Origin of the sequence: Streptomyces sp. NPDC048484 (assembly GCF_040651415.1) — a bacterium.
Taxonomy (GTDB): Bacteria; Actinomycetota; Actinomycetes; order Streptomycetales; family Streptomycetaceae; genus Streptomyces.
Window position 1 is genome coordinate 49,356 of sequence record NZ_JBEZJY010000031.1, and the last position, 17,693, is coordinate 67,048.

General features: G+C 70.5%; 6 protein-coding genes. 5 read left to right on the plus strand and 1 reads right to left on the minus strand.

The genetic code is table 11. The features are described 5' to 3' along the window. Positions 1 to 52 precede the first annotated feature (52 nt). Positions 53 to 796, plus strand: a complete 744-nt coding sequence (locus AB0D14_RS28645; RefSeq protein WP_362784595.1) for a FadR/GntR family transcriptional regulator — start codon at positions 53 to 55, stop codon at positions 794 to 796. A 296-nt stretch (positions 797 to 1,092) separates the two neighbouring features. Here the strand turns inward: AB0D14_RS28645 and AB0D14_RS28650 are convergent, their stop codons facing one another. Beyond that, a complete protein-coding gene (locus tag AB0D14_RS28650) occupies positions 1,093 to 1,677 on the minus strand; it encodes a hypothetical protein (RefSeq protein ID WP_362784597.1) in 585 nt (194 codons plus the stop codon). Between the two features lie 517 nt (positions 1,678 to 2,194). Between AB0D14_RS28650 and AB0D14_RS28655 the strand changes: the two genes are divergently transcribed. The 4 genes from AB0D14_RS28655 to AB0D14_RS28670 all read left to right on the plus strand — a co-directional run bounded on the left by AB0D14_RS28655 (position 2,195) and on the right by AB0D14_RS28670 (position 17,684). After that, on the plus strand, positions 2,195 to 3,400 hold the full coding sequence (locus AB0D14_RS28655; RefSeq protein ID WP_362784600.1) for a glycosyltransferase: 1,206 nt from the start codon (positions 2,195 to 2,197) through the stop codon (positions 3,398 to 3,400). A gap of 170 nt (positions 3,401 to 3,570) precedes the next feature. Then, positions 3,571 to 3,960 carry a signal peptidase I gene (locus AB0D14_RS28660; protein WP_362784601.1) on the plus strand — a complete coding sequence of 130 codons (390 nt, stop codon included), beginning with the start codon at positions 3,571 to 3,573 and terminating at the stop codon, positions 3,958 to 3,960. Between the two features lie 396 nt (positions 3,961 to 4,356). Further along, positions 4,357 to 8,355, plus strand: a complete 3,999-nt coding sequence (locus tag AB0D14_RS28665) for an amino acid adenylation domain-containing protein (protein WP_362784604.1) — start codon at positions 4,357 to 4,359, stop codon at positions 8,353 to 8,355. Beyond that, positions 8,352 to 17,684 (plus strand): amino acid adenylation domain-containing protein, encoded by a 9,333-nt coding sequence (locus AB0D14_RS28670; protein ID WP_362784607.1) that lies wholly within the window; start codon positions 8,352 to 8,354, stop codon positions 17,682 to 17,684. The genes AB0D14_RS28665 and AB0D14_RS28670 overlap by 4 nt, the downstream gene beginning before the upstream one ends. Positions 17,685 to 17,693: the final 9 nt, after the last annotated feature.

Genomic DNA, 17,693 nt, shown 5'->3' on the forward strand with positions numbered 1-17,693 from the left:
GTGAGGACCCACAGGCCGTACCCTGTGACGCAATCATTAAATGATTCGATGAATGGCGTCCAGAGGGAGAGCAGAAATCGTGGCGCACTTCCTGACCATGCACCAGCGCGTGGTCGACGAACTCGGGCTGCGCATCGTGGGTGGCGCGTGGGAGCCGGGGGATCCGCTGCCGGTCGAGGACGCGCTCGCGGCCGAGGTCGGCGTCAGCCGAGGGGTGGTGCGGGAAGCGGTCAAGGCACTGGTGGCCAAGGGGATGCTGCACGTACGCCCGCGCACCGGCACGCGCGTGCTGCCCCCGGAGCACTGGAACCATCTGGACCGTGACGTGCTGCGCTGGAAACAGGCCGGGGACGCCACGGCTCTGCTGCGCGACACGGGTGAACTGCGCCGGATCGTCGAGCCCGAGGCGGCCCGGCTCGCTGCCGACCGGGCCGGCCCCGACGATGTACGAGCCCTGTACGACTCCCTGGCGGCCATGGAGGCCGCGGCGGCGGAGCCCGGCCGCAGCGGCTACGTCGAGGCCGACATCGCCTTCCACCGGGCCCTGCTCGACGCCAGCGGCAACCGTCTTCTCGGCTCACTGGGCCGCGCTGTCGACATCGCGCTGGAACACAGCTTCCTCGTCAGCACCCAGACCCCCGGCGCGGTGGAAGCCTCGCTGCCGGGTCACCGCGCGATCGTGCGAGCCGTCGAGGCCCGCGATCCTGCGGCCGCGGCCGCCGCCGTACTGGCCGTCGTCGAAGCCGCCGAACAAGAGATCGCCCAGTCGCCCGGAATGCCCAGCGATGCCGTATGACCTGTCACGGCTGCGACCCTGCAGTGCTACGGGCAAGGGCACGGAAGCTGTGCGCGGATCCGCGGTGCGGCTGTGCGTGGATCCGCCGTGCGGCGCAGCTAGTCAGGTAGTCAGGGCGACGCAGTTCGGAATCTCGAACATCCCGTAACGCGGTGCCGCCGCCGGTGGCGCTTGCCAACGGTCCAGGCGCACCGGGTCGCCCGGCGCGGCCGGAAAGGAATCCGCGCCTGACGAGTGTCGGGTTTGTCCTACGCCGATCGTGCCAACCGCGCTCGAATGCGTCGGCGTGCAATAGGTCAGCCCGCGGGAGTGTTGTAGTTGACGATCTCCTCGACCATGAGAGCGACCGCACCGGCCAACGGGTTGATCGTTCCTGTGCCCACGACGTCGGGCAGCTTGTGCGCCTCGCTCTCGGTGACGGCCACCATGCCCCAGAACGCGTTGAAGCCCGAGGGATCCGTCGGCTTGTCGGTGGCCGCCCCCACGGTCAGAACGCCTTCCGCCTCAGTCACGGCCAACGCGCCCATCTGCCGGAGCGTGTCGTGATCCCGCTCCTCGGCGGCCACTACGCTCCAGCCCGTCACCTCCACCTGCCGTAAGGCGTCAAGGAGCTTGCCAGGCGTATCCGCCCCTGAGACAACGATGTCGGGCAGCACGAGGGCAACCGGCCCCTGGGTCATCGGCAGAGCGGACCGGATCGCGCCGTCGAGACCAGGTCCGAACGACTCGTCCTGGTGGACGAAGACCATTTGGAAGGTGTCGGCATAGCGAAGGAGATAACTCACGGTGTCCAGTTTGTGTGTTCCGAACACGACGACCAGGCGCACCTTGAGTCCGCTCTTGGCGAGTTCGACGACGGCTTCCAGGCTGCGGTCCAGCACGGTGACCCCAGGAGCCAGACAGTGCAACTCCTTCGGGTAAGGCGCCCCGAAACGTGTTGCGTTTCCGGCGCAGGGCAGGATGACCGAGACATCAGGTACGGGTGTGGACGGACTCTGCATCGCGTAGCACTCCGGTTGTGTGGACGATGGGGGATCTTGCACACCTCGCCAAGCACAGACTGCCCAGAGCCGGCCGACGCCGAACCTCCTGCCTCACGCGCACCGTAGCCACCGAGCCTCACGCGCACCGTAGCCACCGAGCCTCACGCGCACCGTAGCCACCGAGATGTCTGCTCCAGTAACTTCCGAAGGCCGAAGTCTGCTGCGACATAGCCAAGTTGACCGACGCGACCAAGCGCGATGATGCGCGGCAACCCTCCCCCGCCCTGGCCGACACGCGACCTACACTGCTGCCGGTCATTCCCGACAACGAACATATCGCCGCCGGCGGCCACCACCCCGAGCCTGGGCGGAAACGACAGAAGCGCATGGACGACCCGACGAAAGAGGACGCTGAATGCGGGTGCTGTTGTCTACATACGGGACACGTGGCGACGTCGAACCACTGGTGGCACTCGCCGTGCGGCTGCGGGCGCTCGGTGCGGAGGTGCGGATGTGCGCCCCGCCGGACGAGGAGTTCGCCGAGCGGCTCGCAGGTATCGGAGTGCGGCTGGTGCCGGTCGGGCCGCCTGTACGGGAGTTGATGCGCGGGAAGAGCCTGCCCTCGGCAAAGGACCTGGCCCGCTACAGGAACGAGTTGGTCGAGACGCAGTTCGACACCTTCCCTGCGGCGTTCGACGGTTGTGACGTGGTGGTGGCGGCAGGTCTGGGGCAGGTCGCCGCGCGATCCGTGGCCGAGGCCGCGGGTATCTCCTACCTGTACGTGAGCTATGCGGCGGTCCACCTGCCGTCGCCGCACCACACGCCACCACCGCGGCCGGGCTGGCCGGAGCCCGAGGTCGCCGACAACCGGACGCTGTGGGAGTTGGACGCCCAGAACGTCAACGCGCAGTTCGGCGAGGCACTCAACAGCCACCGGGCAGAAATCGGTCTGCCGCCGGTGGACAACGTGCGCGATCACATCCTCACCGACCGTCCGTGGCTGGCGGCGGACCCGGTCCTGGGACCGTGGCGGGAGACCCCCGGGCTCGACGTCGCACAGACAGGCGCGTGGACCCTCGCGGACGAACGGCCCCTCCCGGCGGACCTGGCGAGGTTCCTGGACTCGGGCACCCCACCGGTCTACGTCGGCTTCGGCAGTCTGCCCCCGGCCGAAGGCGTCGGAGGCATGGCCGTCGAGGCGATCCGCGCACAGGGGCACCGCGTGCTCGTGTCCCGCGGGTGGGCGGACCTGGATCTCGTCCGCGACGGGGACGACTGCTTCGCCGTCGGCGAGGCCAACCATCAGAACCTGTTCGGCAAGGTGGCCGCTGTGGTCCACCACGGCGGCGCGGGTACGACGCTGACGGCGGCCCGTGCGGGCACGCCCCAAGTGGTGATACCTCTCCAACTGTCGGACAACCCCTACTGGGCAGGCCGGGTGGCGGCATTGGACCTCGGTGCGGCCCTCGACGCTCCGACCACGACCGTCGAATCTCTGGGCATCGCGCTCAAGACCGCTCTGTCACCCGAGACCCGGGCGCGTGCGAAGTCCCTGGGCAGCCGGCTCCGCACCGACGGAGCGGAGGTGGCCGCACGCAGGTTGGCCGACGGGTCTCGGTGAACGACGTCGGCCCGTAGTGCTCGGGGTCGGCCCGTAGCGCTCGGGCCGGTCCGAGCGCAGGGCCCCGGCCGGGGTGAACCCGTCCGGGGCGTCGGCAAGTGAGGACCGTGGCCCCGTGATTGATCGTGCTGCGGCTGACACCGCACCCCCGGTTGCTAGCGTTCGGGCTCATGGACGACGGCGTGTACGTAGGCAATGCGGGCAAGGACGCGACAGTGAACCGGGGATGGCTGCTCGGGCATTTCATGGAGCAGGGCGATCCCCGCCACAGTGACGCCGTCGAGGTGAAATGGGGTGTCCATCCACGCGGTGAGCAACGAGCCCAGTGGGTGCAGGGTGAGGTGCGGACAGCGCTGCTGGTTCTCATCACTGGACGCTTCCGTATGGAGTTCCCCGGCCGCAGCGTGCTGCTGGAGCGACAGGGCGACTACGTCGTCTGGGGCCAGGGGGTGGATCACTCCTGGTTCGCCGAGGACGACTCCGTGGTCATGACCTTGCGATGGCCTTCTGTCTCCGGATACGCGGTCCCCGACGGGGGGAGCGCGGCACGACCGAAGTGAACCATTGACCCCTTGTAGCCCGCTATCTTCAGGCAAGACCCTTAATGTCGTACGCCGAGCGCAAACAGCATTCCATCAGTGAACGGGTGTGGCATTGGTCACAGTTGACCACCCAATCGAAGCGCATTTAGCATCAACAAAAATGTGCCACCATGCGGGCGGCCGAATAAACAGAACCGTCCACAATCGCCACTCTGCAGGTACCCCGCTCAACTCCATAGAGCTTCTCCCGCACTCCGCACTGCCCGCACGGCAGTGCAACGACAGCGTTGACCAGGCCGGATAGCCGCTCGTCTCCAGCTGAGGTCCGGCCGAAGACCCCAGCCCTGCAGGTCTTTCTTTCAGATCGCGCTTTACCCGATTTTCGCCGCGTTCTCTTCTCGTGAAGGGTAACCCGTGTCTTTACCCCGAATCGCAGTCAGTAATCATTCCGGCGAAGACATAAAACCCGCGCCTTTGTCACTGGCGCAGGAGCGCCTGTGGGTCATGGCACGCATGGACGGCGACGCCAGCGCCGCCTACAACGAGCCGATGCCCTTCGAAATCCAGGGGCCGCTGGACCGGGACCTGCTCATCAAGGCGCTGCATCTGCTCGCGGCCCGGCACGAGGCCCTGCGCACCCGGCTGGTCCCCTTCGAGGGTTCGGCTCTTCAAGTCGTCGATCCGCCGGACACGGGGTTCCCGGTGACCTTCGAGGACCTGACGGGACTGCCGGACGCGGCCGAACGATTCGCGCGCATACGGTCGGAGGTGGAGGGCACCCCGTTCCGCCTGGGCGAGGAGCCCATGGTGCGCGGCTGCCTGATAGCGCTCCAACCGCACCATCACGTACTGATCCTGATGGCGCATCACCTCATCTTCGACGGCTGGTCCCGCTCCCTGCTACTGAAAGAGCTGGGCGTGACGTACTCCGCGCTTCAGCAGGGGCAGGACGTCCCGCTGCCCGAACTCGCCTGGCAGTACAGGGACTACACGCGCTGGCAGTGGGAGTGGATGTCGGGACACGAGCCCGCCTCGCACGCCGACTACTGGACCACCGCACTGGCCGGCATCCCGGCCGTGATCTCCCTTCCCACCGATCGGCCCCGCCCGCCCGAGCAGGGCTTCCACGGCGATCGGGTGCCCGTGACCGTCGACGAGGATCTGACGCGAGCCCTGCGTGCGCTGGCCGCAGACAACGATGTCTCCCTCTACGCGACCGTCCTCACCGGCTGGTCCGTGCTGCTGTCCCTCCTCTCCGGGGAGGACGACATCGTTGTCGGCGCCCCCACGTCGAACCGTCGACGCGGCGACGTCGAGGGCCTGATCGGCTTCTTCGTCAACACCCTCGCCCTGCGCGCGGACCTCTCCGGCTCACTCAGCGTCAAGGACGCCCTGAAGCGGGTGAACCAGCGGATCCGTGACGCCCTCAAGCACGTCGATCTCCCCTTCGAGCGAGTCGTCGAACTGGTCAACCCACCGCGGAGCCCGTCCTACACAGCCCTGTTCCAGACCATGTTCGCCTGGGTCCCCTCCATGCGGCTGGAGCTCGAACTTCCTGGCCTGCGGGTCGAGTTGCGGGAGGACGCCGCCCACGTACCCGCGAAGTTCGACATGGTCCTGGCCCTGGCCGACGAGGGGCGGCGCCTCACCGGGGAGATCGACTACGCGGTGGCGCTCTTCGACCGGGCGACGATCGAACGGTTCATACGTCAATTCCGGCGCGTGCTGCGGCTGATGACCGAGCGGCCCGATGCTGAGATCGCCGACCTGACACTGCTCGACGAGGACGAGCAGCGGGCGCTCCTCGCCGACTTCAGCACAGGGCCCACCGTGGCCGATCCCGCGTCGGCAGACGTACTGGAGCGCTTCGCCGCGCAGGTCCGAGAACGCCCCGGGCAGTGTGCGGTGGTGGCCGGCGACGCGGAGCTGGACTACGCGACACTCGACCGCCGGGCCAACCGTCTCGCCCATGCGCTGATCGCCCGCGGTGCCGGTCCCGATCGCGTGGTGGGCCTGCACGCCGGACGTACGGCCGAACTCGTCATCGGCGTGCTCGGGATCCTCAAATCCGGAGCCGCCTACCTGCCTCTCGACCCCGGCCAGCCCTCGGAGCGGCTCGGCGCCATGGTGAGCGACGCGGCACCGGTCCTCGTGCTGACCGACGAGAGGGACACCGCGGACGACCGCGGACGGCTGTGGGAGTACCTGGCGAAGGTGGAGGCAGAAGGGTCGCACGACGAGGCACCGGTCATCGACGTGGACCGGACCCGGCTCGCCTACGTCATCTACACCTCGGGGTCGACCGGCCGCCCCAAGGGCGTGGCGGTGACGCACGGCAGCGTCGTCAATCTCTTCGACCACTGGCGCGAACTCATGGGGGACGCCCCCGGCGAGGCATCCTCCGCCTGGTCGAGCATCGGCTTCGACGCGTCGGTGCACGAACTCCTCGTTCCGCTGGCCACCGGCGCCGTACTCCACCTGGTTCCCGACGAACTCCGCGGAGACCCACGGGCCTTGCTGGACTGGATGCGCGAACGCAAGGTCACCCAGGCGTTTCTGCCTCCGTCCTACGTCCTGTGGATCGGCGAGGATCCGGCGGAGCGCCTGGCCGGATCGAGCCTGCGTCAGCTCCTCACCGGAGTGGAATCCCTGCCTGAGAGCACCCTGCACCGCATGCGTGAGCTGCTGCCCGGCCTGCGCATCTGCTTCGGCTACGGCCCGACCGAGGCCACGCTCTACTCCACCGCCTACACCGACCCACAGCCGTACGAGCGGTCCTGTCCCATCGGACGGCCGCTGCGTGGCACACGCCTGTACCTGCTCGACGACCGCATGCGTCCGGTACCCGTGGGAGTTCCCGGAGAGGTCTACCTCGGCGGAGCGAGTCTGGCCCGTGGATATCTGAACCGCCCCGACCTCACCGACGAACTCTTCGTGCCCGACCCGTTCGTCCCCGGTGAACGCCTCTACCGCACCGGCGACCTGGCGCGCTGGCTGCCGGACGGCAACGCCGAGTACGTCGGCCGCCGCGACGACCAGCTCAAGCTGCGCGGATTCCGTATCGAACCCGGCGAGGTCGAGGCGGCGCTGCTGGCGGTCCCCGGGGTGCGGGAGGCCGTCGTCCTGGCCGATCGCGACGCCCCCGGTGGCCCCCGTCTGGTCGCCGGCGTGGGCTGTGACGCCGGGGCCACGCGGATGCCGTACGAGTGGCGTGCGGCCCTCAAGGACAGGCTGCCGGACTACATGATCCCCGCCGTGGTGGCCGAGTTCCCGCGACTGCCGTTGATCCGCAGCGGCAAGGTGGACCGGACACAGGTGCTGCGCGCCGCGGCGGAAACCCGCGCCGGGCAGGTCAACACGGCCGCGCCCCGCGACCATGTGGAGATGGCGCTGTACCGGGTCTGGCGCGGGGTGCTGCTGCACCCGGACTTCGGTATCGGTGACAACTTCTTCGAGCTGGGCGGCACTTCGATATCGGCGATCAAGATGGCGTCCGCCGTCCAGGAGGAACTCTGCGTCGCTCTGCCCGTCCGGGAGGTCATGCTGCACCCCACCATCGAGGCGCTCGCCGAGCGGGTGCGCGGCAACGGGGGCGATACCGCGCGGTCCGCGGAACCCGGCAGCCTGGTCGAATTCCGTGCGGGCGGCGGCCGGCAGCGCGTGGTGTGTGTGCACCCCGCCGGCGGCACCGCGTTCTGCTACCTGCCACTGTCCGCCGAACTGGCCGACGACATCGGTGTGGTGGGGCTTCAGGCACCCGGCATCGATGCCGGCGAGTCCACCCTGCCCGGTGTCGAGGCGATGGCCGAGGAGTATCTGCGGCTCGTCGGTCCCCGCACGGACGAGGCACTGGTGCTGTGCGGGCTCTCCTACGGCGGTCTCATCGCGTACGAGATGGGCCGCCGCCTGGTGGCGGCCGGACACAAGAAGGTGAGCGTGGTCCTTCTCGACACCCACGGTGCCCAGGACGACGAGCAGCGCGCAGCGATCGCGCCGGTCGGTATGGAGGAGTTCCGGGAGAAGCTGGTGCGCTTCAACGGCATGTACCCGGGTATCGACGACGACCAGGTGGCCCGGTACCTGAACGTCTACAACCACCACCGCGAGACAGGGCGCGACTACGCCGTTCCCCGATCGCCCGCCCGTGTCGTGCTGATGCAGGCGACGGCCGTGGAGGACGAGGAAGCGGACGCCGAAAACGCCGCCGCTCGGCTACGGGCGTTCTGGCGGCATCGCGTCAGCGGCGAGTTCGTGGTCGAGCCGGTTGCCTGCGGTCACTGGGACATGCTGGAGAGCGACGAACTGCCCCGCGTCGCCGCCGTCCTCACCGCCGAACTGCATCGGCTGACCTCCGACCCCGGCCAGGGCGAGACGGAGTGCACCACACTTTCAGGCACGTCGGAGGCACGATGAAACCGCATGTCGAAGCGTCCCCCACCGACGTGGCCGAGGACGTGAGCGCCCCGGCCGGGATAGCACTTGAGATTCACCGCCGGGCTCTTCGCACACCACACGCCGAGGCAGTCGTCGACGGCGAAGTCCGCCTCGACTACGCGACGTTGAACGTGGCAGCCGCCGGCGTCGCCCAGGAGCTGGGGCGCCGGGGTGTCACCGCGGGGCAGGCCGTGGCGGTGGCGCTGCCGCGGTCGTGGCGGCTGGTCTGCGTGATGCTGGGCATTCTGCGGCTGGGGGCGCAGGTCGTGCCCCTCGACAGGCAGAGCCCCGTGGAACGCCGTCACTTCATCCTCCGGGACTCCGCCGCGGTCGCTCTGGTGCACGAGGCGATCGAGAGCGTCGCCGGGCTCCCGCAGCACGTGGAGGTGCTCGCCGCGGACGCCCTTGTGCCCGAACTCCCCGACGCCGCGGCTGCCGTGGCCGCCGTGGAGGCACCGTCCGTCCCCGGCGAGGTGTCCTTCCTGTTCTACACCTCCGGAACGACGGGGCAGCCCAAGGGAGTCGAGGTCCGTGACGCCGGGGTCCGGCGACTGGCACAACCCGGCTACATCCGCGTCGAGCCCGGTCTGCGCTATGCCTGCCTGGCCAATCCGGCCTTCGACGCGCTGAGTTTCGAAGTCTGGGTGCCCCTGCTGACCGGTGGCTGCTGCGTGATCCTGAGCGACGGGGACGTGCGGACTCCCGAGCGGCTCGCCGCGGCACTGCGGCACGAGCGCGTGGACACCGTCTTCATCACCACGGCCCTGTTCAACGCGATGGTCACGGCCGTGCCGGACTGCTTCGCCGCGGCCGGCGAGGTGCTGGTGGGCGGTGAGCAGCTCGACGCCCGGACAATACGCCGCTGGTACCGTGACAACCCCGACAGCGGCACCCGTCTGCTCAACGCCTACGGACCGACGGAGGCCAGCACCTTCGCCCTGTGCCACCCGATCCCGCGGGACTTCGACGGGGCTGTGGTGCCGATCGGCCGGCCCTTACCGCAGACCGGTGCCGTCCTGGTCGTACCGGGTCAGGAGCGGGTCGCCGCACCCGGTGAGGTCGGCGAACTGCTGCTGAGCGGAGCCGGGCTCGCCGCCGGATACCGCAACCTCCCCGAGGAGACCGAGCGGCGCTTCGTGCGGCTCACGTGGCTGGACGGCGGCGAGGAACGGTACTACCGCACGGGTGACCTCGTACGGGCCGACAACGAGGGCCTGGTGGAGTACGTCGGACGAACCGACCGCCAGGTCAAGGTCCGTGGCTTCAGGATCGAGCCGGGCGAGGTGGAACGGCGCGTTCTCACCCACCCGGCTGTCCAACAGGCTTACGTGTGCACGCGCCGCGCGGGCCAGGAGGGGCCCAACGAACTGCTGGCGTTCGTCGTCCTGAGACAGGAACTGTCCTACGAGGAGTTCGACAGCCACCTGGCGGCCCACCTGCCCGCCTACATGCGCCCCCACCGGATCCATCTCGTGGCCGAGCTGCCGCTGAACGCCAACAGCAAGATCGACGAGGCCGCCCTGCTTCGGCAGGCCGACCGGCCCTGGCGGCCCGCCTCCCCCGGCGCCGAGGGACCGGCCATGACGGAGACGGAGCGCGGGGTCGTCGATCTGGCCGAGGAGATACTCGGCACCACCGGCCTCGGGCTCGGCGACCGGTGGATCGCCAGCGGCGGTGACTCGTTGAAGGCGCTCCGGTTCTGCTTCGCGGTACGACAGCGATGGGGCCGCGAGCTGTCCCAGGCGGCCGTCCTGCACGGCGACCTGGCCGCCGTCGCCGGGTCGGTCGCCACGGTCCGTCCCGGCGAGGAGAGTGCCTTGCCGGCACCGGTGGTCTCCGGTGCCCGCTCGGCGCCCGCCACCAGCGAACAGCAGCGGCTGTGGCTGGTACAGCGTCACACGCCGGGCTCCCGGGCCTACTCCGTCAACCAGGCCTTCCGCGTGGACGGACCTGTCGACACCGCCGGCCTCCGGCGAGCGCTGCGCGGCCTGGTGACACGCCACGAGGCGCTGCGGACGGGCTTCGGCCCCGGGCCGGACGGCCTGGAGCAGACCGTCTCAGAGCCCTACGACCCCTGGCACGAACCGGGCCCCCAGCACGCCTGGGACGAGGAAGAAGCACACGCCTTCGCCGACACCTTCTTCGCCGAGCCCTTCGACCTCGCCGTCCCCCGCATGCTCCGAGCCTGCTGGCTGCCGCGTGACGACGGCGGCACGCTCCTGCTTCACCTGCACCACATCGCCGTGGACGGCTGGTCGTTGAGCATCCTGCTGCACGACCTGTCGGCCGCCTACGCCGAAAACGGCCGGCCCGAGGCACCCGCTCCGACCCCGCTGGACTTCGCCGTCTGGCAGAGCGACCGGTTCGCGAGCCCTGCCTACCAGGCGCAGCGCGCTGAACTCCTCACGTTCTACCGGGGTTTGGCGGATCCGCTGGAGCCGCTGCCCGCCCAGGACGCCGCTCCGGCACCGCGGGCGCACCTGCTGCACACGTCGCTCGACGTCGTCCGGCGGGCCCAAGTGGACCAGTTGTGCGCCGAGTTCGGACTGACCCGGTTCCAGGTCCTGCTGAGCGTGTTCTCCTGGTGCCTGTACGGCGTGACCGGCCTGGTCAGCCCGCGCGTCGCCGCTCCGGTCGCGGGCCGCCCGGTGCGCGAGTTCGAGAACAGCGTGGGCATGATGGCGAACACCGTGCTGCTGCCTGTGACCGTCGCGCCCGGTGAGGACCTGCGCTCACACCTCGCCCGTACCAGGACCGGCACAGGGCAGGTACTGGGATGCCAGGACGTGGCGCTCACGGACGTCCTGACCGGCTGGGAGGGCGTCGGCGACAGCACGCCGTTCGACTTTCTGTTCGTCCTGGAGAACACCGACTTCGGGGCACTGCGGCTGCCCGGCTGCGCCCAGCGCCCCCTGTGGTGGGCGGCGCCGGAGGCCAAGTGCCCGATGACGGTCACCGTGGTCGAGCACGCGGACGGACTCGACGTGCTGTGGGAGTACGCCGAGGACCGGTTCACCGGCGAGGACGTCGAGGCGATGGCGGAGCTGCTGCGGCGAGGCGTGGACGCGCTCGCGGCCGGTGGCCGCTCCACCGCCCGGGAGCTCGTCGTGCCGTACCGGCGTTCCCTTCCGGAGCACGGCCGCGGACCCGCCCCGGACACCGGCTTCAGCACGATCGCCGAAGGCTTCGGCCGGCAGGTCGCCCGCACTCCGCACGCCCCCGCCGTCGTCACGGCCGACGGCGTCACCCTGAGCTACGCGGCCCTCGACGCCCGGGCCGCGGCACTCGCCACGGAACTGGCCGACCGCTACCCGATCCCGGCCGGCGGCAGCCCCTGCCGGGCGGCCCTGTACCTGGAGCCCTCCGTCGAGCACGTGGTGGCGCTGCTGGCGCTGGCACGGCTGAACGTCACCGCCGCGCCCCTCGACCCCTCCTACCCGGCCGACGTGCTGCGCCGCGTCCTGAAACAGATCGACCCGCTGTGCGTCCTGGCCACGCGGGACGGCTCGACGACGCTGGACACGCTGCTCCCGGACGGTGTGGTGCGCCACCTCGTCGTACCGGTGGTCCCGGCGCCGGTGAAGGGCGACGGCACGAGCGCGTCGTACGACGGGCAGACGTATGGCCGACGCACGGTCGACGCGTCGGCACACGACGGCGCCCGCCCCCTGTACACACTGTTCACCTCCGGCTCCACCGGCGTCCCCAAGGGCGTGCAGATCCACGACCGCACCCTGTGCGACCTGATCAGGTGGCAGTCCGGCCCCGGCGGCCTGACCGCCCCCGCAGTCACCCAGCAGTTCTCGATGCTGGCGTTCGACGTGTCCTTCCAGGAGATCTTCGGGACGCTGTGCACGGGTGGCAGCCTCCAGCTCATTCGTCCTGAGTGGCGTCAGGACGTGCCCGCGCTCCTGGACCGGCTGGACTCCGCGGGCGCCGAGCGGATCTTCATGCCCTATGTGGCCCTGCACCTGCTCGCCGAGTACGCCGTCCGCCTGAACAGGTATCCCTCCCGGCTGCGCGAAGTGGTCACCGCGGGCGAGCAGTTGGTGTGTACGGACAGCATCCGGCGCTGGTTCGCCGGACTCCCCGGCGCGCGTCTGTTCAACCACTACGGGCCGACCGAGACCCATGTGGTGAGCGCCCTGTGTCTGGAGGGAGATCCCGGGCAGTGGCCCGAGCGGCCCGCCATCGGACGCCCGGTGGCCGGCGCCGATCTGCGGGTGGTGGACGCCCAGGGCGACCCGGTCCCGACCGGGTGCGCCGGCGAGCTGCTGATCGGCGGCACCATGACCACCCGCTGCTACCTCGACGAAACCGCACCGGACGACACCCGCTTCGTCGAACTCCCCGGCGCGGGTCTGTTCTACCGCAGCGGTGACCGGGCGTTCTTCGACCGTGGGGGCCTGCTGCACTACGCGGGCCGCGACGACCAGCAGATCAAACTGAGCGGGCACCGGCTCGAACTCGGCTCCGTCGAGGCGGCACTGCTGCGCCATCCGGCGGTGGTCAACGCCGTCGTCACACGTGACGGAGAGCAGCTGACGGCCGGCCTGGAGATCCGTGGCGAAACGCCGTCCGCCGCGGAACTGACCGCGCATCTGTCCGCCCTGCTGCCCTCCTACGTACGGGTGGACCGCTTCCGTAAGCTGGAGAGACTGCCCCGCGCACCCAGCGGCAAGCTGGACCGGCAGTCGGCCGCCCGGGCACCGGGGGAAGAGATACGTCGTTCCGCGATCACCCGCACGGGTCTGTCGGCCGAGGAGGAGCGCCTCACCGCCGCCTTCGAGGAGGTCACCGGGTCGGCGATCGCACCGGACCAGACCTTCTTCGAGGCGGGTGCCTCCAGTCTCGCCCTGATGCGCTTCCACCTGCGCTGCACCACGGCACTCGGTCTGCGCTTCAGCATCGCGGATCTGTTCGAGCACGTCACCGTCCGCTCCCTGGCCCGCCACCTCACCACCCCGCGGCCGCTCACCCCACCGGCCGCGGAGAATGACGAGCTCCCCGACCCCGGCGAGCCGATCGCGGTCGTCGGCATGGCGGTACGGGTGCCCGGCGCCCCGGACCTGGCCGCCTTCTGGGAGCTGGTGGTCTCCGGCGGCACCGGAATCCGCCGCATCGACGCGCCGGAAGGAGTCGTCGGCGCGCACAGCACGCTCGACGGCATGCTCGACTTCGACCCGGGCCACTTCGGCATCAGCCCCCAAGAGGCACGTCTGATGGACCCCCAGCAGCGTCACCTGCTGATGGCCGGCGTGCAGGCCCTGGCGCACGCCGGATTGTCGGACACCTCGGCCACCCGGGTGGGCCTGGTGGCCGGAGCCGGGGAGAACACCTACTTCCAGTCCCTGCTGCGCGAGGCGGACCCCGACCGGCTGCCCGACGGCTTCCAGCTCGCCCTCCACCATGAGAAGGACTTCCTGGCCACCAAGGTGGCGTACCACCTCGGGCTGACCGGCCCCGTCTTCAGCGCCCAGACAGCCTGCTCCAGCTCTCTGGTCGCCGTGCACCTCGCCGCCGGTCTGCTCCGGCAGGGCGAAGCCGACGTGATGCTCGCCGGAGGAGTACTCATCGACCCCGGGCTGACCGGCGGCTACCGTTACCGCCCGCAGCACATCTTCTCCGCGGACGGCGACTGCCGGCCCTTCAGCGACGACGCCACCGGCACGGTCGGCGCGAGCGGCGTCGGCGTCGTGGTCCTCAAGACGCTGCGACGGGCACGGCGCGACGGCGACACCGTCCACGCACTCATCACAGGCTCCGCGATCAACAACGACGGTGCGGCGAAGATGAGTTACACCGCGCCGTCCCTCGCCGGACAGCGGGAGGTGATCCGGAGCGCCCTGTCCCGCGCCGGACGCACAGGCGCCGACCTCGGCTATGTGGAGGCACACGGCACCGGCACCCGGCTGGGCGACCCGATCGAAGTGGGAGCGCTTCGGCAGGCGTTCGACGTGAGCGAGTCCGGCCGCTGTGCTCTGAGCTCCGTCAAGAGCCAGCTCGGCCACATGGGCGCGGCCGCCGGTGTGGTGGGCCTCGTACGCGCGGTCCTCGCCGTGCACCACGGGACGCTCCCGCCCAACCTCAACTTCCGTGCCTTCAACCCCGAGATCGGCCCCGATCCCGCTCCCTTCTACGTCCCGGCCGAGGCCACACCCTGGCCCGGGGGACGCGAACGGGTGGCCGCGGTCAGCAGCTTCGGGATCGGCGGCACCAACGCCCACGTCATCGTGGAGCAGGACACCGCGCCCGGACCGGTGGCGACCCGCGAGGTACCCGAGTGCCTGGTGCTGTCGGCCTCCACGACGGACGCCCTCGCCGCCGACGCCTCGCGGCTCGCCGACTACCTCCAACTCCACCCGGAGCGTTACGGGTTCGTGCTGCGTCATCTCCAGGCCGGGCGGGTCGCTCGCCGCCTGCGGACCGCGGCACCCGTGACGGACGCCGCCGCGGCCGAGCGCTGGCTGCGCGAGGTGGCCGCGGGAGCGGTGCCGCCCGGTACCGCGGACCCGGACGCCATCACGGTCTCCGCGGCCGGTCGCACGGCCCACGACCTCGCCGAGGACTGGGCAGCCGGACGCACTGTCGACTGGGGGGCGGGCTCCGCTCCGGCGCCCTGGGACTTCCCTCCCCCGTCCTTCTCCCTCTCGGAACACGACTTCGACCGGCTGCCCGAGAAGCCTCGCGAGGTCCCGGCCGCCACACCCCGGCGGCTTCCCCGGGAGAACTGGCTGCACCAGCCGCACTGGGTCCGGCTGCGCCGTGCCGCCGTCGCGGACACCGGCGCGCCGGCCGGCCGCGCGTCCACCGTGGTCGTCGTAGCGTCCGAGAACACTCCGCGGACAGCGCTCGCACCCTTCGAGGCGGTGGCAGCGCGGGTGATACGGGTGCACCCGGCCGGCGCCTTCGCCCGCAGAGGACCGAACGCCTACGACGCGGACCCCGCCGACCCGGCGTCTCTGCGCCGGCTGCTCGACGCGCTGTCCGCGGACGGTGTCCCCGCCTCCGCGGACACGGAGTGGGTGCACACCCTGCCCCTCGACGTGACGGGGCCGGTCGGTCCCGGCACCCTGGAACACGCCCGTCACGCCTGCCTGGACAGCACTGCGGCCCTGGCCCAGGCACTGACCGGGCGAAACGGCTCCCCCCGTGTGTGGTGGCTGTCGTACGGCGCCCGGCCCGTGACAGGCACGGTGGAAAGACCTGAGCTGGCGCTCCTCGCCGGGCCGGTCGAGGTCGCCCATCAGGAGTCCGCCCTGAACGGACACTGGCTCGATCTCCCCGACGGCGACCTCAGCCGCTGGGCCGGACACGTGGCCTCGGTCATCGCCGGAACACGTGAAACCGGTCGTCCCGACGGACCGGATCTACCGCGCCAGCTCGCGCTGCGGCAGGGTTACTGGTGGCGGCCGGGCACCGTACCCGTACCGGAACCGGAGGGGACGCGGCCCCTCGTACCGGCCGGAGCGGACACCGTCCACCTGGTGCTCGGCGGCACGGGCGGCATAGGCCGCGCCATCGCCGCCTGGCTGCTCGAACACACCCGCGGTCGCGTCCTGCTGCTGTCGCGAAACCCGCGGCTGCCGGAGGAGTTGAACGGATGGGCCCACCGCGTCGGCCTCGTCCCGGCGGACCTCGCGACCATGCCCGTCCACGATGTGGCGGCGGCCGTCGCCGAGCACACGTCACGGCTGGACGGCGTCATCCACGCGGCCGGTCTCGGACACGGCGGGCTGCTGGTACGACGTGACGCCACCGCGATGCGTGACGCCGCCGCGGCCCGCGAGAGGGGCGCACTCGTCGTCGAGCACCTGATCGGAGCCTTCCGCCCGGAGATCGCGGTCTACTGCTCCTCGATGTCCGCCCTGCTCGGCGGTGTCGGCCAGAGCGACTACGCGGCCGGCGCGAGCCTCCTCGACGGCTTCGCCCGCCACCGGGCCACCGAGACGGAGACGACCGTCCGGATCGGCATCGACTGGGACATCTGGAGCGAGACCGGAATGGCGACCCGGGTCCTGAACCAGGACAGCCGCCATCAGGCCCACCTCGCGGTCGGCCTGACCGTCGAGGAGGGCAAAGCGGTCTTCGCGCATGCCCTGGCCCTGCAACTGCCTCAACTCCTCGTGTCCACCACCGACATCGATGTCTCCCGAGCCTTCTACGCTCCGACCGGGATCGCGGCCCCGTCCGCGCGCTCCGGACCGGTGCACCCGACGGACGCAGAGGAGGAAGCCCTCGTCGTAGGCTCCGACGCCGGCGGTTCCGGAGAGCAGGCGGACACCATGGCCCGGGTGATCCAGGATCTGCTGGGCGTGGACGAACTGGACCCCGAGGACTCCCTCTACGACCTGGGCGCCGACTCACTGACCCTGATCAGCCTGATCGCCCGGATCGAGGACGACTACGGCGTCGAGTTCGACCTGGCCTCCTTCAGCCACCGCGTCAGCCTCACGGAGATCCTGAAACACATCGAGGCGGCCCTCACCTCCGCCGAGCCCACCACCGAGGCGGCCCGGGGCACCTCCCGGGTCGTCCTCGACATCTGGCAGGAGGGAACCGGCTCGGCCGTCCTGTGCCTGGTGCACCCCGTGGGCGGAGACATCCAGGCCTACCGCTCCCTGGTGGCAGCGCTCGGCCCCGCACCGACGGTGTGCCTCATCGCCGACCCGGCACTCCGCGACACCGGGATACCCGCGTGGTCACTGACCGAGCGGGCCCACCACTACGACGCGCAGCTACGTGAGCGCTTCGGCGGACCGGACCACCGGCTCCACCTGGCCGGATGGTCCTACGGCGCCCGCGTGGCGATGGAGATGGCGGGCCTCTCCGAGTCGGCCGGCCGGCCGCTGGAGTCGCTCCACCTTCTGGATCCGCCACCGCCCGAGGCAAAAGCACTGGTCGCCGCCTACGACGAGGCTGACCTGGACAGAGTGTTCGCCGCCGAACTCGGCGCCGGCGCCTTCTCGTTGCCGGCCGAGCGCGCACAGGCGTACGCCGAGAGGCTGGCCCGTTGCTGCCGCGCGAACCTGCGCAGCCTCGGGGAACATCGCGTACGGCCACTCGTCTCCGTCCCCACATATCTGTGGCTGGCCGAACACCCCACGGCGGGCATGCCCACCCCCGCAGACCCTCAGGAGCCGGACCGGCAGTGGAACACCTGCCTGCCGCCGTCCGCCGTACGCAGGTATCTGCCCACGGACCACTACGGCATTGTCGCGGCACCCCACGTGGACACGGTGGCAGAGACCATCAGGGCGACGCTGGCGTCCCCGGGTGCCGGTGCCCGCGGGACCGCCGACCTGTAAACCCACCCC